We start from the raw sequence: 20,366 nt of genomic DNA, 5'->3' as shown, positions 1-20,366 counted from the left end.
AACTGAGTGTAAATTCAAGTATAATTCTAACATGATTTAGTCTTAAAAGTGATTTTGTTTTTTAGGGAGAATTGAGATTTTGCATTCAGATGAATTGTTAGTAGAGATTTTAGTTGAAGAATTGCCCGCACAAGCGTTATTGAATGAATATAAAGAAATGCCTAAAAAACTCCATGCTCTTTTTCAAAAACGCACTTTAGAAGTGGGAAATATAGAGATTTTTTACACCCCTAGGCGTTTGTGTTTGCTCATTAAAGATTTTCCCCTTTTAACCCAAGAAACCAAAGAGGAATTTTTTGGGCCTCCGGTTAAAATCGCATGCAACAATGAAGATAAAACGCAAGGGTTGAACGCATTAGGCTTAGGGTTTTATCAAAAATTAGGGTTAAAAGATCACCAGCATTTCCAAACAGCGTTCAAAAACAATAAAGAAGTGCTTTATCACGCTAAAATCCATGAAAAAGAGCCTACAAAAGACTTAATCATGCCCATTGTGTTAGAGTTTTTAGAGGGTTTGAATTTCGGGAAGTCTATGCGTTGGGGCAATGTGGAAAAAAGCTTTATCAGACCCATTCATAATATTTGCGTGTTGTTTAATGGGGAAAATTTTAACGGTATTGAAGTCAAAGAGTATGGTTTTAAAACCAAGCAAGCCACGAAAGTGCACCGACAAGAGGGTTTTGATTTTATCCAAGTGGATAGCCCTAAAGCCTATTTTGAAGTTTTAGAAAAAAACCATGTCATTTTAGACCCTAAAAAGCGCGAAGCTAAAATCTTACAAGAAATTAAAGAGCTAGAAACAAAGCATCGCATCATCGTAGAAATAGATAGGGATCTATTAGATGAAGTGGTAGCGATCACGGAATACCCCAGCGCGCTTTTAGGGGAGTTTGACAAGGCGTTTTTGAAATTACCCAGTGAAATCATCATCACTTCCATGAAAGAAAACCAACGCTATTTTGCGGCCTTTAGTCAAAAAAGCCAAGAAAGCCCAACATTACACAACGGCTTTATTGTGGTGAGTAACGCTATCAATAAAGACAAGCAAAAAATCATTTTAGGCAACCAAAAGGTTTTAAAAGCCCGTTTGAGCGATGCGGTTTTCTTTTATGAAAACGATCTCAAAAAGCCTTTAGATAACGCTCCTTTAGAGAGCGTGGTTTTTGTGCAAGGTTTAGGGACTTTAAAAGATAAAATGGAGCGAGAATCAATCATCGCTCAATATTTGACGCAAAAATATCTTTCATCTTTAAACATGCCTTTAGAAAAAGCCCTTGAGTTGGTTAAAAGAGCCGTTCAAATCGCTAAGGCGGATTTACTCAGTGAAGTGGTGTATGAATTTAGCGAGCTTCAAGGGATCATGGGCTATTATTACGCTTTAAAACAAAACGAAAACGAATTGGTCGCCTTGAGTGTGAAAGAGCAGTATTTGCCCGCAAGCGAAAACGCTCCCTTGCCCTCTAGCGTTTTTAGTTCAATCGTGGCTTTGAGCTTGAAATTAGACAGCCTGTTTTCTCTTTTTAGCGTGGGTAAAATCCCTAGCGGATCTAAAGATCCTTTTGCTTTAAGGCGCTTGAGTTTTGGGCTATTGAAAATCATCGCGCATTACGGGTTAGAATTTGATTTGAAAGCGGATTTGAAAAACCTTTTTCAAAAAGTGGGCGTTTATCAAAGCTTTGATTTAGAGATTTTAGAAAAGTTTTTACTGGAGCGCTTTCATAATTTAATAGATTGTAACCCCTCTATTATAAGGAGCGTGTTAAACACCAACGAGCGAGACATTGTTAAAATCATTCAAAAAGTCAAAGCCTTAAAACGCTTTTTGGACGATCCCAAGAACGCTCAAAAAAAAGAGTTGCTTTTTAGCGCTTTCAAACGCTTAGCCAATATCAATAAAGACAGAAACCCTAACGAATCAAGCGGGTTTTCTACGAGTCTTTTCAAAGAATCGCAAGAGAATGCCCTTTTTGAAGCGTTCAATGCGATCAAAACAAGCGCTTTTGAGAGTTTGGATAGCAAAATAGAGGCTTATTTTGGTTTGCATGCGCCTTTAGAAGAATATTTTAAAAGCGTGCTAGTCATGGATAAAGACATAGAAATCCAAAAAAATCGTAAAAATTTCTTGTGGGGCGTGTATCAAAGTTTCTTAGAAATTGGGGATATTAAAGAAATTGCGATTTAATTCTTTCAAACGCAAAGTCCGGCGTTTTTGTTTGGGGGTAGCTTTTTTAATAAGCGGTGCGGGCGTGCTTGATGCGAAAACCTTTACCCTACAAGAGTTTTTTAAAGAAGTAGAAACCAATTCAATGGAGTTGATCGGCAAAAAAGCCGATTTTAAAAGCCGTTTGAATGAGCAACGCTCCGTGAACGCTTGGGATTTCCCTTACATTGAGAATGAAACTTCTATGGTGAAAAACTTCCAAGGCATCATAGAAGCGCAACCCAGAACCCTTTTAGTGGTAAGACCCAAGCTCCCATGGGTGAGTTCGCTTTTATCTAAAAGCCTTTCTATTAAAACCATTCAATACGATAAAAGCTATCAATTGAATAAAAATCTCGCTTTTATTGGCGCTAAACGCTTGTATTTGACTTATGTGATGACTAAAGAAAAGTATCAAGTGTATGCGCAACGGGAAGCGAACTTTTATTCGCAGCTCAAAATCGCTAAAGAAAAAGTCAAAGCCGGCAGCATGAGCGAAAAAGATTATATCAACTTCAATAACTCTTATTTGGAATCCAAACTCGCTAAAACCAATGTGGAAACTAAACTCATAGATTTAGAAAAAATGCTAGACACGATGCTAGCGATTGTGGAGCCGGTTAAAGAGGGGGCGCATTTTGACACTTATTTAGACCATTTGCATGATGTCAAGGTGATCGGTTTGGATTTTGAATACGTGCGATTAGAGCCTGAAGCCTTAAAGTTCAAATTGGATCGCTCGTTGTATGTGGATATTTTGGATTTGACGGCTAAAGATTATCAAGTGAATGCGAAATTGGCTAATAGAGATGTGTTTAATGCATTTGAGTTTGGGATTGGCTCTGAAAGCTATAACTCTTCCACTAATCTTTCTGTAGAAGTGCGTATCCCTTTACCGGTAACGCCTAAAAATATCTATCAAAAGCGTAAATTCTTGGATTTGCAAAGCGGGACGCTCGCGCAAAATGAAGTGATGAAACGAAACATTAGAATCAACGCCAACTCCTACTTAAACCAGCTCAAAACCAAAGAAGCATACATTGAAACCCAAAAAGAAGCCATTGCCAATAAGAAGCGTTTGATGGAAATGGGGCGCATCGCTTATGAAGCCCAAAAAATCGGGCTTTTTGAATACTTGATTTATCAAAATTCTTACATGGACGCCCTCATCACTCTAGCGGAAGCTAAGATTGAATACATTGATATTAGCGCGCTTTTAGAAGAGACTTTAGGGGAGAGCTTGACCAGATTAGGAGTATTGCATTGAAGCGGGCGTTATGGTGGCTTATGTTAATGGGCGTTTTTTCAATGGGCGTTTCTTTAAAAGCCAAAGAGTATCCAGAAATTGTTTTAGAAGAAAAAAACTTGCAACCCATGGGGTTAAAGGTGGTTAAATTAGATAAAGAAATCTTTAGTAAAGGGCTTCCTTTTAACGCTTATATTGATTTTGATAGCAAGAGTTCTGTGGTGCAGAGTTTGAGTTTTGATGCGTCTGTGGTCGCTGTTTATAAAAGAGAGGGCGAGCAGGTGAAGGCTGGAGATGCGATCTGTGAAGTGAGCTCTATTGATTTGAGCAATTTGTATTTTGAATTGCAAAACAACCAAAATAAATTAAAAATCGCTAAAGATATTACTAAAAAAGATTTAGAGCTTTATAGGGCCGGTGTCATTCCTAAAAGGGAGTATCAAACGAGTTTTTTAGCCAGCCAGGAAATGGGCTTAAAGGTGGAACAATTAGAGAGCGCGTTTAAAAGCTTTGGCGTGGATCCCAAAAACCCTAAAGGGCAGTATGGTTTTAGGATTGTGGCTAGAGATAGCGGTCTTTTAGCGTTAGCGCCTAAAAATGTGGGCGAGAAGATTTTGGCTTTCACTAGCTATGTGCGTATTTCAAAAAGCGATGATCTGATCGCTCAAATCAAATTGCCTGTAGGCGTTTCTAAAACCATTAAAAGGGATTCGCCGGTCTATAATGAAGAGGGGGAAAAAATCGGGAAGATTCAAAGCGTTTCGGTGGTGTTAGACAAAGGCTCTAACACGATTTTAGCCACCGCTTTATTAGATGAGGGCAATTACCATGTGGGGGAAATGGTAGAAATGTATATTCAAGGCTCTCAACCCAAAGACTCCGTTTTAATCCCTTCAAACGCTTTAATCAGAAACGGGAAGGATTACCTGGTGTTTGTGAGGACGCCTAAAGGTTTTAGGCCTGTGGTGGTTCAAGTTTTAGAAGAGCGCAGTAAGATTTTTATCGTGAACGCTCAAAATTTACACCCTAATGACAGCGTGGCAGTGGGGTCATTGATAGGGTTAAAAGGCATGATCAACAATTTAGGGGAAGAATAATGCTCGCTTCCATTATTGAATTTTCCTTACGCCAGCGAATAATCGTGATTGTTGGCGCAATTCTTATTTTGTTTTTTGGGACTTATAGTTTTATCAACACGCCAGTAGATGCTTTCCCGGATATTTCGCCCACTCAAGTTAAAATCATTTTAAAACTCCCTGGCTCTAGCCCTGAAGAAATGGAAAACAACATCGTGCGCCCTTTAGAATTGGAGCTTTTAGGGCTAAAAGGGCAAAAATCTTTAAGAAGTATTTCAAAATATTCTATTTCAGACATCACGATAGATTTTGATGACAGCGTGGATATTTATTTAGCGAGAAACATTGTTAATGAACGCTTGAGCAGCGTGATGAAAGATTTGCCCGTGGGGGTTGAAGGGGGCATGGCGCCCATTGTTACGCCGTTGTCAGACATCTTTATGTTCACTATTGATGGCAATATCACCGAGGTAGAAAAACGACAGCTTTTAGATTTTGTGATCCGCCCGCAATTAAGAATGATTAGCGGCGTGGCGGATGTCAATTCCATTGGAGGCTTTAGCAGGGCGTTTGTGATTGTGCCGGATTTTAATGACATGGCAAGGCTTGGGGTGAGTATTTCTGATTTAGAATCGGCTGTGAGAGTGAATTTAAGAAACAGCGGAGCGGGGCGCGTGGATAGGGATGGCGAAACCTTTTTAGTCAAAATCCAAACCGCTTCTTTGAGTTTGGAAGACATTGGCAAAATCACCCTTTCCACTAATTTAGGGCATTTGCACATTAAGGATTTTGCAAAAGTCATCAGCCAGTCTCGCACCCGTTTGGGGTTTGTCACTAAAGATGGCGTGGGCGAAACCACAGAAGGCTTGGTGCTTTCTTTAAAAGACGCTAACACCAAAGAAATCATCACTCAAGTGTATCAAAAACTAGAAGAATTAAAACCCTTTTTACCGAATGGCGTTTCCATTAATGTTTTTTATGATCGCTCAGAATTCACGCAAAAAGCCATTGCCACCGTTTCTAAAACCCTCATTGAAGCCGTTGTTTTAATCATCATCACGCTCTTTTTATTTTTAGGGAATTTGAGGGCGAGCGTGGCTGTGGGGGTGATTTTACCCTTAAGCTTGTCCGTGGCGTTTATTTTTATCAAGTTTAGCGATCTGACTTTAAACTTGATGAGTTTAGGGGGGTTGGTTATCGCTATAGGCATGCTCATTGACTCAGCCGTGGTGGTGGTGGAAAACGCTTTTGAAAAATTGAGCGCTAACACTAAAACCACTAAACTCCATGCGATCTATCGCTCTTGTAAAGAAATCGCCGTTTCAGTGGTGAGCGGGGTGGTGATTATTATTGTGTTTTTTGTGCCGATTCTAACCTTACAGGGGTTAGAGGGCAAGATGTTTAGGCCTTTAGCGCAAAGCATTGTGTATGCGCTTTTAGGCACTTTAGTTTTATCCATCACTATCATTCCTGTAGTGAGCTCTCTTGTCTTAAAAGCCACGCCCCATAGCGAAACCTTTTTAACGAGGTTTTTAAACAGAATCTACGCCCCTTTATTGGAATTTTTTGTGCATAACCCTAAAAAAGTGATTTTAGGAGCGTTTGTTTTTTTAATCGCAAGCCTTTCTTTATTCCCTTTTGTGGGGAAGAATTTCATGCCCGCTTTAGATGAGGGCGATGTGGTTTTGAGCGTGGAAACCACCCCTTCTATTTCTTTAGATCAATCTAGGGATCTCATGTTAAACATTGAGAGCGCGATTAAAAAACATGTCAAGGAAGTTAAAAGCATTGTCGCGCGCACAGGGAGCGATGAATTGGGGCTGGATTTAGGGGGCTTGAATCAAACCGATACTTTTATTTCTTTTATTCCTAAAAAAGAATGGAGCGTTAAAACCAAAGATGAATTATTAGAAAAAATCATGGATTCTTTAAAAGACTTTAAGGGGATTAACTTTTCTTTCACCCAACCCATTGAAATGAGGATTTCTGAAATGCTTACAGGGGTTAGGGGGGATTTAGCGGTTAAGATTTTTGGAGATGATATTAGCGAATTGAATAAATTGAGTTTTCAAATCGCGCAAGCTCTAAAAGGGATTAAAGGATCTAGTGAAGTTTTAACCACGCTTAATGAGGGCGTGAATTATTTGTATGTAACCCCTAATAAAGAATCGATGGCGGATGTGGGGATCACTAGCGATGAATTTTCCAAGTTTTTAAAATCCGCTTTAGAGGGCTTGGTTGTAGATGTGATCCCTACAGGGATTTCACGAACCCCAGTGATGATCCGCCAAGAGAGCGATTTTGCAAGCTCTATCACTAAAATCAAAAGTTTAGCCTTGACTTCAAAATATGGCGTTTTAGTGCCTATCACTTCTATCGCTAAGATTGAAGAAGTGGATGGCCCTGTTTCTATTGTGCGTGAAAATTCAATGCGCATGAGCGTGGTTCGCAGCAATGTGGTGGGGCGCGATTTGAACTCTTTTGTAGAAGAGGCTAAAAAAGTGATCGCTCAAAACATCAAACTCCCTCCTAGCTACTATATCACTTATGGGGGGCAGTTTGAAAACCAGCAACGGGCTAATAAAAGGCTTTCCACTGTTATCCCTTTAAGCATCTTAGCGATCTTTTTCATTCTTTTTTTCACTTTTAAAAGCATTCCTTTAGCCTTGCTCATTCTTTTGAATATCCCTTTTGCGGTTACCGGAGGCCTTATTGCGTTGTTTGCGGTCGGGGAGTATATTTCTGTGCCAGCGAGCGTGGGCTTTATCGCTCTTTTTGGGATTGCGGTTTTAAACGGCGTGGTGATGATAGGCTATTTTAAAGAGCTTCTCTTACAAGGGAAAAGCGTGGAAGAATGCGTTTTATTGGGTGCTAAAAGGCGTTTGAGGCCGGTTTTAATGACCGCTTGCATTGCCGGTTTGGGTTTGCTCCCTTTATTATTTTCTCATAGCGTGGGATCAGAGGTTCAAAAACCTTTAGCGATCGTGGTGCTTGGGGGCTTGGTTACCTCAAGCGCTCTAACCTTACTCTTACTACCGCCCATGTTCATGCTCATTGCTAAAAAGATTAAAATCAATTAAGGGATTTCACATGCTCGCTTTAGAAATTTATATTGATATTTGTTTGAAAGACGCTTTAATAGATTATTTGTTTGAAAAAGGCTTTGATGATTTTTTTTATGTGGAGTGCTATAAATACGCCGCTTCTTCGTTGCTTTTAAGCCAAAAAGAGCAGGTGAGCGGGCGTAAAGATTACGCTAAATTCAAGCTTTTTTTAAGCGAGGAAGTCGCTTTATCTCTAGCCCAAGCTTTAAAAAACCAGTTCGCTTCTAAAGACATGAAATTGTTTTATTCTCAAACGCATGGGTTGTAAAACGCATGGCGTTTTTCATTAAATGCCAATAACTAAAATTTTTAACTTTTTTAAAAAATGGGGTTTTAGTTACTTTGTTTTTGAAACTCATTCTCTTAAGGGGATAGGGGGGTATTTTGCGATAATACCCCCCCTTAACCCCCTTAAAATCCCCCTAACCCCCCAAGACCGCTTTTTATAAGCTATCGCTTGATTAAAATCAAGCTCTTTAATATTTTTGAGTTTTTTAGTTTTGATTGTGAAAAATCAAGTATAATACCCACCATTAAATGGTGCTAGGAGTTTGTAATGATGATTATTCTTAAAAATTCGCTTTCTCTTTCTCTCTCTCTCTAGTCAGCCGCTTTATCTTTTCACCCCCATATAAACCCATACCCATATAAACCCGTATAAACCCTTTTTGGGGATTTTTGCGTCTTGTTTAGATTTTAGTTTTTAATTTTAAAGGATTGATGATGGTTTTACGCGCACAGACAAATTTTGTGGAGTTTTTAGAACAGGTTTTAGAAGTTTTAAAAGAAGTGGAGATTGATAAAACAGAATGCTCCACGCTTTTAGCGAGCGTTCAAAAACAACAGCTTGTGATACCCGTTGTGGGGAATTTTAGCACAGGGAAAAGCACGCTACTAAATCGCTTTTTAGAAAAGAGCGTTTTGCCTACCGGTATCACGCCAGAGACTTCTTTAGCCACTGAGTTGCACTATAGCGCTAATGAACGCATAGAAGCTTTTTCAAACAATGATGAAAAAGCAGAAAGTTTTGAACTGAATGAGCAAAGTTTTGAAGTGATTAAAGAGAATGCGGCGAAGTATTCCTACCTTAAGGTTTAAATGAAGCTTTGAAAAACAGCGCTCCTTTAGTGTTTGTGGATATGCCAGGCTTTGATAGCCCCATTTCAAGCCACACCCATGCCATTTTGGAATATTTAGAAAGAGGCGTGCATTTTGTCATTCTCACAAGCGTAGAAGAGGGTAACCTTACTAAACGCATGGTTAGGGAATTAAAAAACCTTTTAGAGTTTGACAAAGGCCTTAGCTTTATTTTGAGTAAAACGAATTTAAGGACGCCTTCGCAAGTGGGAGAAATCTCTCGCTACATTCAAGAGCAAATCCAAGATCACCTTGATTTGACAACGCATCTTATCCATTCCAATAAAGACAATAACGCCCTTTTAGAGGTGGCGGATAAAATAGACGCTGAAAAGCTTTTTAGCGCTTTGTACTTGAAACGATTGAAGTTTTTAAATTCCCAGTTACAAAACAGCCTAAAAAGCGTGATGGAAAGCTTTGATTATTCTAAAGAAAAGGCGTTAGAAGAAATACAAGCGTTGGATTTGAGCGTTAAAGACATTGAAAAAACCTATGAAAAATTAAGGGCTAATTTAGAAGAAGAATATTCTAGCGTGGCTGTGGGATCGGTGGTTAAAAAAGTGCTAGAAGATGTAAGGGAGCAAAAATCCTATTTAGCCTCTTTAATCAACAAGCCTAACGAGTTCAATAGCGAAATAGAAAGCATCATGCAACAAAGCTTGATCAAAAACGCTAAATTAGAGATTGAAAAGATCAACCTTTCTTTTTCAAAAGATTTTTGCGCAGAATTTGAAAGCTTGAACAACACGCAGCTTTCTAGCGATTTGTCTGTGAATTTAGAGCATGGCCTTGAACTAGGGATCAACGCTTTAAGCGTGATCTTAGCCAAGAATCCGGTCACAAGACCCTTCGCGCTGATTTTGCAAGGGTTAAAACCTCTTTTAAAAGAATTATTGACTTTGTTGCCTAATACCATCGCTTCATTCTTTAGAAATGAAGAAAAAGAGCGGGCGAAATTAGAAAATCTGATTGAAGCAAAAGTGATACCAGAGGTTCAATACAAGCTTAAAAAAGTTTTACCGGGCTTGTTTAATGAAGCTTTGCAAAATTCCCTAAAAGGTTTAAAAGATCGGTGCGAGCTAGAAATCACGCATGAAAAACAAGAAATCGCGCTCGCTCAAAAGGAAAAAGAAAAACACTTAAACGATTTAGAAGATCAAAAACAAATCTTAGAAAACAAGATCAACGCTTTAAGCGATCTAGAACAACAATATTTAAAGGATTAAAATGAATGTGCAAGAAATCATTAAAAAAAGCGCTTTAATTGAAAAAACGCTAAAAGAACAAGGCTTGCAAGAAAAAGCGAGGCCTTTTATCAGCGAAAACGCTGTGATCAAAACCGAAGAGTTAGAAAAAACGCTAAAAGAGTTGCAAGATACAAATAGGGATCTTAAAGTCGGCATCATCGGGCGCGTGAAAGCGGGCAAAAGCTCGCTCTTAAACGCTTTGATTTTTGAGGGTGTAGAGGTTTTACCCAAAGCGGCAACGCCCATGACGGCTAGTCTTACCATTTTAAAATACGCTCAAAATCTGAGCGCTGAAGTGGAGTTTTATAGCCCAAAGGATATTGCAGAGCTTGAAAACGAACATGAAAGGTATGTAAGGGAGTTTAACAGGATTGTTGATGAAGAAGTCAAAAAACAAAAAGAAAAACAAAGTTTGGCAAATAGGGCTAAAGAGGGATTTAAGGAGGGATTAAATAAGTTTGGAAAAATGCTTGGCAAAAACAAAAGTGGTGGAGAAGCGCCCAAAGAGAATATTTTAAGCGATGAAGAAATAGTGAAAAGGGCTGAAAGGATCGCTAAAAATGAGTTAGAAAAGGACACAAAGCTCGTTTCATCACACGATCAATGCGAAAAAATGAAAAAAAGCGGACTAACCAACACTGAAACAAAAGATTCGCGCATTCAAGCCAATAGCTTAGAAGAGCTGAATCAAAAATTGCTCCAATTCGTGGGCGCAAACGGGAAGTTCATGCCCTACACTAAAGTGGTGCGAATTTCTTTGAATAACCCCAACCTTAAAGATTTGGAAGTGATTGACACCCCGGGAGTGAACGATCCGATTGTCTCAAGAGAAGAGCGCACCAAAGCCTTATTGAAAGATTGCGATGTGGTGTTTATTGTAAGCCCTTCTAATCAGTTTTTAACGGATAGCGATATGAGTTTGTTTGATAGGGTTTCTAACAAAGAAGGCCTTCAAGAAATTTATTTTGTGGCAAGCCAAGCCGACAGTGCTGCTCTTTCTATGAGTGTGGTGGAAAAATCTCGCCAACACCTCCCTACAGCCTTAGAAAACGCGCAAAAAGCCCTTTCATCTCAATTAAATAATATCATGGAAAAGTTGATTGAAAACTACCCTAACCAACGAGAGATTTTTGAAAAAGCGATCAAAAATGGCGTCATTCTGGCTTCAGGGGTTTGCTTTAGCATGTATAAAGATTTTGAAAACCAAGCTTCTTGGGAAAGAAACCAAAAAACAGAAGAGTATCACAATGCCTTACGGAATTTAAGAGATTTTTACCCTGACGCTTTTAGTAGCGATGATAAGTCTGAAGAAAGCTTATTGTTTTTAAGCAATATGGGCGCGATTGAAGAGCGTTTAGAAAAAGCCGCAAAAGAGAAAGAAAAAATCATTTCTCAAAAATTGCAAGATTATACACAAAGCCAAGCGAACAACCTCCATTCATTAATAGCACAGTTGTTGCAAGACCTAGAAGATGAAAAAAAGAGGGTTAAAAACGCTGACATTAGCACTATCAAAAAGCAAATAGAGGTTTATGAAAAGCTCTCTGGTAACATTGAAATAGGTTTTAGGGAAGCGTATGAAGAATTTATTTTTCATTTCATCAAAAACACTAGAGATGGCTTGAATGAAACCTTAACGAAAGCTATCAAAAAGGCTAGTGCGCTCGCTAGAGAAGAAGAGGAAGAAGAGCATTATATTGAAAGAGTGAAGCAAGGCGGTCTTTTTGGAAGCTTTAAAAGAAATTTTTTGTGGTGGGCTGATGATGATGCGGGCTATGATGAAGTGATGCGCACAAGAGTAGTGGTTAAAGCCGGAGCGGTGGTGGATTATTTAATAGAGATGCATAAAATCTGCGAAAAAGCTTTGAACGACAGCGTTGGATCTTTTAAAATCGTTTTTAAAAAAGAACTCTACGCTAAAGTCTTTCCTGTCTTGCGTCAAATAATCCGTGATGATGATTTGATTGATGAGGTGGCTTTCAAAAAAAGTGTGCATGCTGTCTTGGATCGCATTGAATTTAAAGAGTTTGATTACACTCTTCCTAGCGAGATAGGAGCAAAGACGGGCTTTTTAAAAGGCGATGAAGCCGATGCTTTTATACAAAGCGTGGAAAAGCATGTGAGGGATTTTGAAGCTGAGTCTAAAAACGATGTGAAAGAATACTGCACTGATTTAGAAAATAAGCTAGGAAAACAAGATTTTGCTAATGGGGTGCTTTCAAAGCTTAAAACAGACATGCAAAACTTGCAACATCAAGCGCAAAACAAAGAGCAATCCATCGCTCAATTAGACGCTCAAATCCAAGCTTTAAAGGGGATTCAATGAGCGTTAATTTTTTTAAGGGCATTTTTAATGACAATAGCAGGGCTGAAAACCACCACAATACAGAGGGGTTAAAAGAACGCTACGATCTAATCGCTCGTATTTTAAACGCTAAAATGGAAAATGAAGGGCTAGAAGAATACCAGAGCATTTTAGACAACGAGTTTTTAGAGTTCGCTAGCGGCGTGGATTCGCTCAAAGAAAAGGAAATAGCGTTACTAACGCTCCAAGAAATTAAAAAAGAATTGCAATTGGTAGCGAGCTACCCTAGTTTGTTTCAAAAAAACATGGTCGCAGTAGGGGGAGGGTTTAGCGCGGGCAAATCCACTTTTTTAAACAACTTGTTGGGCTTGAAATTAAAACTTCCTGAAGACATGAATCCCACCACAGCTATCCCCACTTATTGCCTAAAGGGTAAAAAAGAAGTTTTAATGGGGTTTTCTCAAAATGGGGGCATGGTGGAATTGCCCCATCTCGCTTTTGACCATCAGTTTTTAGAATCCCTTGGCTTTAATCTCAAAGAGATCATGCCTTTCATGCTTTTAAGCGCTCCTAGCGTGCCTTTTGAATTTTTATGCTTCATAGACACGCCTGGCTATAACCCCGGCAATCAAGGCTATACGGGTGGGGACAAACAAGCCTCTAAAGAATCCCTACAACACGCCAAACACGTTTTATGGTTCATTAGTTGCGAGAGTGGGGAGATTCACAAAGATGATTTAGAATATTTGCAAGAATTATACGAAGAAGGCAAGCAGGTTTTTATCGTATTGAGTAGGGCTGATAGGCACACCAAAAGCCAATTAGAAGAAGTCGCTAAGAAAATTAGAGAAACTTTAGAAGATAGCGGCATTGAGTTTTTAGGGATTGGCGCTTATAGCGCTACAAGGTATCAAGAAATTAAAGAGTTCAGCGAAAAAAGCAAAGTTTTTAACTCGCTTGAAAAATTTTTAATGAAGTTGAATCAAAGGAGCGAAAAACAAAACGAAATTTTAAGCGTTTTATACGATGTGTGTTTGGCGTATGAAAAGGCTATTGAGCAAGACGCTAACCAATTCAAACGCTACCAAAAGGCTTTGCATTCTGTCAGATTGGATTTATTGCAAAAGGGCTTTGATGACTTCAGCGATAAAATTTTTAGAAGAATTGAGAATTTAGAAAAAGAATTTTCTGAGCAAGAAGAATCCAAAAGAGAGAGTTTAGCGCAATTGAACGAAGTGATTGACTTGTTTAAAGAAAGTATTGATAAGGTTTTTGATCGCGTGAGCGCTTTTACTTTTGAAAAATACAAAGAAGAAAACGACGACGAAGAGGGTGGTGAAGTATATTGAGGGCAATAAATTGGTTTAACGCTTTTTAATTTTAAAATATTATTTAATATGTTTTAATCAAAGACAGCGTTTTGATTGTAAGGGCTATTTTAAACTTATTATTGTAAAATGGTGAGTTTTACAATCAATGAGATTAGGAATTTAATGGAAATTGCAGTATTTGGTGGCGGGGCGTGGGGGAGGGCTTTAGCCTTTGCTTTTGGAGAAAAGAATGAAGTCAAAATCATTTCAAGGCGCGATTTAAACGAGCCGTTAAAAAAGCTCAATGACGCTTTGATTTCTAAAGGTTCTGCCCCCATAGAGCAAGTGGATTTACAAAGAGGCTTAAAAGCAGCGCTCTATGTCATCGCTATTAGCGTGCAGCACTTGAGGGAATGGTTTCAAAACGCTTCTTTACCCAAAAACGCTAAGGTTTTAATCGCTTCTAAAGGGATAGAGGTTTTAAACCGGGCGTTTGTGAGCGAGATCGCAAAGGATTTTATCGATCCTAATTCTTTGTGTTTTTTAGCTGGCCCGAGTTTTGCGGCTGAAATCATTCAAGGCCTGCCTTGCGCGCTAGTCATTCATTCCAATAATCAGGCTTTGGCGCTAGAATTTGCCAATAAAACCCCCTCTTTTATCAGAGCCTACGCCCAACAAGACATCATAGGGGGTGAAATCGCTGGCGCGTATAAAAATGTGATAGCCATTGCTGGGGGGGTTTGTGATGGCTTGAAATTAGGCAATAGCGCTAAAGCGAGTTTGTTATCTCGTGGTTTAGTGGAAATGCAACGCTTTGGGGCGTTCTTTGGGGGCAAGACAGAGACTTTTTTAGGGCTTTCTGGGGCTGGGGATTTGTTTTTAACCGCTAATTCTATTTTATCTAGGAATTATCGTGTGGGCTTGGGGCTAGCCCAAAACAAGCCTTTAGAGGTGGTTTTAGAAGAATTAGGCGAAGTGGCTGAAGGGGTGAAAACGACCAACGCCATTGTGGAAATCGCTAGAAAATACGGCATTTATACGCCCATTGCGAGCGAATTAGCCTTGCTTTTAAAGGGTAAGAGTGTGCTAGAGAGCATGAACGATTTGATCAGACGCGCTTAAAAGGAAAGAGAACATGCAAGATTTTTCAAGTTTATTATTAAAATTACAAGAGTATTGGAAGAATCAAGGCTGTTTGGTGATCCAGCCTTATGATATTCCTGCAGGAGCTGGGACATTCCATCCGGCCACGCTTTTAAGGAGTTTGGATAAAAAGCCATGGAATGTGGCGTATGTCGCGCCCTCTAGAAGGCCTACTGATGGGCGCTATGGGGAAAACCCTAACCGCTTGGGGAGTTATTACCAATTTCAGGTAGTTATCAAGCCAAGCCCTTCTAATATTCAAGAACTCTATTTAAAAAGCTTAGAAGTGTTAGGGATAAACCTTAATGAGCATGATATACGATTTGTAGAAGACAATTGGGAGAGTCCGACTTTGGGGGCATGGGGGCTTGGCTGGGAAGTGTGGCTTGATGGCATGGAAGTTACGCAATTCACTTATTTCCAGCAAGTGGGGGGCATTCCTTGCAACCCTATCCCGGTGGAGATCACTTACGGCTTAGAAAGATTGGCGATGTATGTGCAAAAAGTGGAAAATATCCTAGAGATTGAATGGGCTAAAAAAAATCATGACAGCGTGCGTTACGCGCAAGTGCATTTAGAAAGCGAATACCAATTCAGCAAGTATCATTTTGAAATAGCGAGCGTGAAAAGGCTATTAGAAATGTTTAAAAACGCCCAAGCCGAAGCCTTGCATTGCTTAAAAAACAAGCTCCCGCTGCCGGCTTATGATTTCGTGATGCTATGCTCGCATTTTTTCAATATTTTAGACGCCAGAAAAGCGATTTCGGTGGCTGAAAGGCAAAATTATATTTTACAAATCAGGGATTTAGCCAAATGGTGCGCACTTCTTTATAAAGAGCAAGAAGAAGAGAGAGAAGAGCGCTTAAAAAACGCTTTAACAAAGGCTTAAAATGGCGTTAGTTAAGGAAGTGTTGGGAGTTTTGAATCGCCTTTCGCCTTTTGAACTTCAAGAATTGTGGGATAATAGCGGGTTGAATGTGGGGAGTGAAAACCATGAGTTTAGTGAGATTGTCGCATGTTTAGAAATCACGCTTAAAATCGCTCTAAACGCTCCCAAAAACGCCCTAATCATCACGCACCACCCTTTAATTTTCAAGCCCTTAAAAACGCTTAACGATGAGGCTTATCCGGGCAATATTTTAAAAATCTTAATCCAAAAAAACGTTTCAGTCATCAGCATGCACACGAATTTTGACAAAACGCATTTAAACAAGCATTTCGCTAGCGCGCTTTTAGGGTTTGATAACTTGATAGAAAAAGGCCTTATGTTAGTGAAAGAAAACGCTAATATGGAATTTGATGCACTGTTAGAAAGGATTAAATATTCTTTAGGGGTGGGACAATTAGCATACGTCAAAAGTTCTCAAATGATTAAAGATCTAGCGTTTGTGTGCGGATCGGGGGCGTCCATGTTTTCTTCTTTAAAAGCGCAAAGCTGTTTGATTACAGGCGATGTGAAATACCATGACGCTATGATCGCTCAATCTTTAGGGATAAGTTTGATTGACGCCACGCATTATTATAGCGAAAGGGGTTTCGCACTCATTGTGGCTGAAATTTTGCATTCTTTTAATTATTTGGTTACAATAGAGAATTTTAAAAACCCCTTGCAAATCATTTAAAGGAAAGCGATGAACACCCATCTCAAACAATTGATTGAAATTTCGCATTTGGATAAAGAAATTGACTCCTTAGAGCCGTTGATCAGAGAAAAACGAAAAGACTTGGATAAAGCCTTGAATGATAAAGAAGCTAAAAATAAAGCGATTTTGAATTTGGAAGAGGAAAAATTAGCCCTAAAATTACAGGTTTCTAAAAACGAGCAAACCCTACAAGACACGAACGCTAAAATCGCTAGCATTCAAAAGAAAATGAGCGAGATCAAATCCGAAAGGGAATTGCGATCTTTAAACATTGAAGAAGATATTGCTAAAGAGCGCTCCAACCAAGCCAACAGAGAAATTGAAAACCTGCAAAATGAAATCAAGCACAAAAGCGAAAAACAAGAAGTTTTGAAAAAGGAAATGCTAGAGCTTGAAAAATTAGCGTTGGAATTGGAAAATTTAGTGGAAAACGAAGTCAAAAACATCAAAGAAACCCAACAAATCATCTTTAAAAAGAAAGAAGAACTCGTGGAAAAAACCGAGCCTAAAATCTATAGCTTTTATGAAAGGATCAGAAGATGGGCGAAAAACACGAGCATTGTAACGATCAAAAAACAAGCTTGTGGGGGTTGTTTTATTAGACTGAATGATAAGATTTATACCGAAGTGCTAACGAGTGGGGACATGATCACTTGCCCGTATTGCGGGCGTATTTTATACGCTGAGGGCGCGTATGAAAACAGCGCTCAACCTCCAAAAGAAAGCCAAGAATCAGTTTGATTGTTTAAGTTTTTCTACCTTTTATTGTTAACTTTGGGGCATCTTTTTGGTGTGCCTTTCATCTTTTTTTGGAGTTTTAAGGAAAAATACCGCCATTCTTTGAAGGCTCGTTTTTTTCTTAAAGACAATTTTTTAAAAAGCGAGCCGGTTTTTTGGTTTCATGCATGCTCTTATGGGGAGGTCAAATCCTTAGAGCCAATCATTCAAGCTTTAAAAGAGCCGATTTTAATCAGCGTTACCACTAATACCGGCTTTGAATTAGCCGCTCAAACTTATCAGCATTCTAAGCATATAGAAGTGCGTTACCTGCCTTTTGAAACCCTATTATTTGCATGGAAAAAAAACTTAAAACGCTTAAAAACTTTGGTGGTTACAGAAGCGGAATTGTGGTTTAATGTGTTTGATACGGCTCAAAAATTAGGGGCAAAAACCATGCTCATTAACGCTCGCATCAGCGCTCGTTCTTACCCCAAGTATCAGCGTTTTTCTTTCTTTTATGCGCTTTTATTCAAACGCGTTGATTTGATTTTAGCGCAAAGCAAGGAGGATAAAAAGCGCTTGTTGAATCTAGGGGCAAAAAAAGTGGTGGATTTTTTGAATATCAAGCGTTTTTCAAAGCCTGTGATCGCTTCGTTTTACCCTAAAAACCCGGACGCTTTAAACATTGTTTTAGCTAGCACGCATGAGGGCGAGGAGGAATTAGGGTTAAAAGCGTTTTTAGAGTTCAAAAAGACTTTTAAAAATGCAAGACTGATTGTCGTGCCGCGCCACCCGGAGCGTTTTAAAAGCGTGCAGAATTTATTGCAAGATGCTTTAAAAGCGACTCGTTTTAGTTGGGAGTGTTTTTCTTCAAAGGGTTTTGTGGAATGCGATATTTTGTTAGTGGATCGCTTGGGGGAATTGAATAATTTCTATGCGATCGCAGATATTGTCATTTTAGGGGGTTCGTTTGTCAAAATGGGGGGGCATAACCCTTTAGAGCCGGCGTTTTTTAATGCGTGCTTGATCACAGGGGAGTATCTTTTCAACCAGGTAGCGTTGTTTGAATTAGTCAAGCCTTATAAAATCGTTCCAAAAGAGGATCTGTTAGGCGCTCTTTTAGATTACAAAAATTTAGGCGTGGTGCGTTTTTTAGAAAACGGGCATGATTTAAACGAATTGCTCGCTTTCATTAAACATTAAAAAGGATAAAGGATGAACATGGAAAAAGCTTATAAAATATTGAGCGTTCAAGAAAACGTTTCGCATAAAAAAGCTAAATCTTTGATCGATTCTGGGTTAGTGAGTATAGGGGGGAAGAAATTGATGGTCGCCAGAAAAGAACTCCCCAAAAACACGCGCTTTAGCGTCCAAAAGGTTGAAAAACCCAGCGTGATTTTTGAAGATGAAAACATTCTAGCTCTTTTTAAACCTCCTTTTATAGAGAGCTATGATTTAATCTCTTTTTTCAAAGGTTGGGTTTTGTTGCACCGCTTGGATAAAGAAACAAGCGGGGTGATTTTGTTGGTGAAAGAAAATTCAGAATTCCATTTAAAAGCTAAAAAGGCTTTTAAAGACAGGGCGGTTAAAAAGGAGTATTTAGCGCTCGCTCAAGGCATCATAGAAGAAGAGCGAGAAATCAACGCTCCCATTCTTACGATTAAAACCACTAAAGCGTTTAGCAAGATCTCTAAAAAAGGGCAAGAAGCGGTTACGATAATCACGCCTTTAAAAATTATCAACAAAAAAACCCTTTTAAAAGTGGGGATCAAAACCGGAAGAACCCACCAAATCAGAGTCCATTTAAAGCATATCAACCACCCCATTATAGGCGATACAATCTATGGCGATAGCCAACACTCCGCCAAACGCTTGATGCTCCATGCGCATAAAATCGCGCTACTAGGGTATGAATTTGAAGCGATCCCCCCTAAAGAATTTGAAATTTAAGGATTGATCATGAACGCTTGGAATACGATTTATGATCAATTTAACCCTATCGCTTTTAGTCTTGGCAGTATTGAAGTGCATTGGTATGGTTTGGCGTATGCGTGCGCGATTGTTATCGCTTTTTATATGGCGTTAAGAATGATTCAAAAAGATCCCAAGCGATTCCCCATTGAAAGGAAGGAATTTGAGAGTTATTTTTTATGGGCGGAGCTTGGCATTGTGCTAGGGGCAAGGATAGGATATGTTCTTATTTATGAGCCTAATTCCAGCTATTATTTGACGCATTTTTGGCAAATCTTTAACCCTTTTGATAGCCATGGGAATTTTGTAGGCATTCGTGGGATGAGCTATCATGGGGGGTTGGTGGGGTTTTTGATCGCTTCGTATCTTTATAGCCGTAAGGATTTGAAAAAGCTTTTGATTTATTTGGATTTGATTGCGATCAGCCTGCCTTTAGGGTATGTTTTTGGGAGGATTGGGAATTTTTTAAACCAGGAGCTTGTGGGGAGGATTGTCCCCAAAGACAGCCATTTAGGGCAAATCATAGGCATTATGGTGGATAATCAATTGCGTTATCCTAGCCAGTTGATTGAAGCGTTTTTAGAGGGGGTTATCGTGTTTTTAATGGTAATGTGGGCTAAAAAACACACCAAAACGCATGGGTTGCTGATTGTGGTTTATGGCTTGGGGTATTCCTTGATGCGCTTTATTGCGGAATTTTACAGAGAGCCAGACAGCCAAATGGGGGTTTATTTTTTGAATTTGAGCATGGGGCAGATTTTAAGCTTATTTATGGTAATTGTTTCGTTAGGGATTTTATTGTATGCTACAAAAAATTCTAAAAAAATAAAGGAAAATCAATGAAATTTTTGGATCAAGAAAAAAGAAGACAATTACTAAAGGAGCGCCATTCTTGCAAGATGTTTGATAGCCATTATGAGTTTTCTAGCGAGGAATTAGAAGAAGTCGCTGAAATCGCCAGGCTATCGCCAAGCTCTTACAACACGCAGCCATGGCATTTTGTGATAGTTACTAATAAGGATTTAAACCACCCAAGCAGAAATCCCAAACATCTTTAGTGTTTGGGATGAATGCTGCTAATTTGTAGTATAATATCTCCATACATTTGTATCTAGCGTAGGAAGTACGCAAAGTTACGCCTTTGGAGATATGATGTGTGAGACCTGTAGGGAATGCGTTGGAGATCAAACTCTGTAAAATCCCTATGATTAGGGACACAAAGTGAGAACCAAACTTTCCCTATGGGCAACATCAGCCGAGGAAG

Annotated in this window: 14 protein-coding genes and 2 pseudogenes; all 16 read left to right on the top strand. The window is 39.2% G+C overall.

Features of this window, described 5'->3' with window-relative positions; genetic code table 11:
• The first annotated feature begins 79 nt into the window (after positions 1-79).
• Entirely contained in the window at positions 80-2,182 is a 2,103-nt protein-coding gene (glyS, locus tag DQL14_RS06075; protein ID WP_108169091.1) for a glycine--tRNA ligase subunit beta, read from the top strand.
• Positions 2,172-3,467, top strand: a complete 1,296-nt coding sequence (locus tag DQL14_RS06070; RefSeq protein ID WP_162296881.1) for a TolC family protein — start codon at positions 2,172-2,174, stop codon at positions 3,465-3,467. The genes glyS and DQL14_RS06070 overlap by 11 nt, the downstream gene beginning before the upstream one ends.
• The gene (locus tag DQL14_RS06065; RefSeq protein ID WP_108169090.1) at positions 3,464-4,543 is read left to right on the top strand and encodes an efflux RND transporter periplasmic adaptor subunit; all 1,080 of its coding nucleotides are present in this window, start codon (positions 3,464-3,466) and stop codon (positions 4,541-4,543) included. The genes DQL14_RS06070 and DQL14_RS06065 overlap by 4 nt, the downstream gene beginning before the upstream one ends.
• Entirely contained in the window at positions 4,543-7,602 is a 3,060-nt protein-coding gene (locus DQL14_RS06060) for an efflux RND transporter permease subunit (RefSeq protein WP_162296880.1), read from the top strand. Before DQL14_RS06065 ends, DQL14_RS06060 begins: the two co-directional genes overlap by 1 nt.
• Positions 7,603-7,612: 10 nt before the next feature.
• On the top strand, positions 7,613-7,894 hold the full coding sequence (locus tag DQL14_RS06055; protein ID WP_097551970.1) for a DUF3240 family protein: 282 nt from the start codon (positions 7,613-7,615) through the stop codon (positions 7,892-7,894).
• A 455-nt stretch (positions 7,895-8,349) separates the two neighbouring features.
• Positions 8,350-9,989: pseudogene (locus tag DQL14_RS06050) on the top strand (dynamin family protein).
• Position 9,990: 1 nt separating this feature from the next.
• On the top strand, positions 9,991-12,336 hold the full coding sequence (locus DQL14_RS08460) for a dynamin-like GTPase family protein (RefSeq protein ID WP_162296879.1): 2,346 nt from the start codon (positions 9,991-9,993) through the stop codon (positions 12,334-12,336).
• Positions 12,333-13,664 carry a dynamin family protein gene (locus DQL14_RS06035; RefSeq protein WP_108169087.1) on the top strand — a complete coding sequence of 444 codons (1,332 nt, stop codon included), beginning with the start codon at positions 12,333-12,335 and terminating at the stop codon, positions 13,662-13,664. The genes DQL14_RS08460 and DQL14_RS06035 overlap by 4 nt, the downstream gene beginning before the upstream one ends.
• 144 nt (positions 13,665-13,808) lie before the next feature.
• Positions 13,809-14,747, top strand: coding sequence for an NAD(P)H-dependent glycerol-3-phosphate dehydrogenase (locus tag DQL14_RS06030; RefSeq protein ID WP_000401705.1), 939 nt, complete (start codon positions 13,809-13,811; stop codon positions 14,745-14,747).
• Positions 14,748-14,760: 13 nt separating this feature from the next.
• Positions 14,761-15,657 carry a glycine--tRNA ligase subunit alpha gene (gene glyQ, locus DQL14_RS06025; RefSeq protein ID WP_108169086.1) on the top strand — a complete coding sequence of 299 codons (897 nt, stop codon included), beginning with the start codon at positions 14,761-14,763 and terminating at the stop codon, positions 15,655-15,657.
• Between the two features lies 1 nt (position 15,658).
• Positions 15,659-16,390, top strand: a complete 732-nt coding sequence (locus DQL14_RS06020) for a GTP cyclohydrolase I (protein ID WP_108169085.1) — start codon at positions 15,659-15,661, stop codon at positions 16,388-16,390.
• Between the two features lie 9 nt (positions 16,391-16,399).
• Positions 16,400-17,152 carry a zinc ribbon domain-containing protein gene (locus DQL14_RS06015; protein WP_108169084.1) on the top strand — a complete coding sequence of 251 codons (753 nt, stop codon included), beginning with the start codon at positions 16,400-16,402 and terminating at the stop codon, positions 17,150-17,152.
• Positions 17,153-18,334 carry a lipid IV(A) 3-deoxy-D-manno-octulosonic acid transferase gene (gene waaA, locus DQL14_RS06010; protein WP_108169083.1) on the top strand — a complete coding sequence of 394 codons (1,182 nt, stop codon included), beginning with the start codon at positions 17,153-17,155 and terminating at the stop codon, positions 18,332-18,334. It abuts the gene before it with no gap.
• An 18-nt stretch (positions 18,335-18,352) separates the two neighbouring features.
• Positions 18,353-19,081: an RluA family pseudouridine synthase gene (locus tag DQL14_RS06005; protein ID WP_108169949.1), complete on the top strand. Its 729-nt coding sequence runs from the start codon at positions 18,353-18,355 to the stop codon at positions 19,079-19,081.
• Positions 19,082-19,090: 9 nt separating this feature from the next.
• A complete protein-coding gene (lgt, locus tag DQL14_RS06000) occupies positions 19,091-19,945 on the top strand; it encodes a prolipoprotein diacylglyceryl transferase (protein ID WP_108169082.1) in 855 nt (284 codons plus the stop codon).
• Positions 19,942-20,127, top strand: a pseudogene (locus tag DQL14_RS05995) (nitroreductase family protein); the annotation flags it as partial. The gene lgt and the pseudogene DQL14_RS05995, both read left to right, overlap by 4 nt.
• Between the last annotated feature and the right edge of the window lie 239 nt (positions 20,128-20,366).

It is taken from the genome of Helicobacter pylori NCTC 11637 = CCUG 17874 = ATCC 43504 = JCM 12093 (genome assembly GCF_900478295.1).
Lineage (GTDB): Bacteria > Campylobacterota > Campylobacteria > Campylobacterales > Helicobacteraceae > Helicobacter > Helicobacter pylori.
Note: the sequence above shows the minus strand (reverse complement) of the source record. Positions and strands in the feature narration are given on the sequence as shown.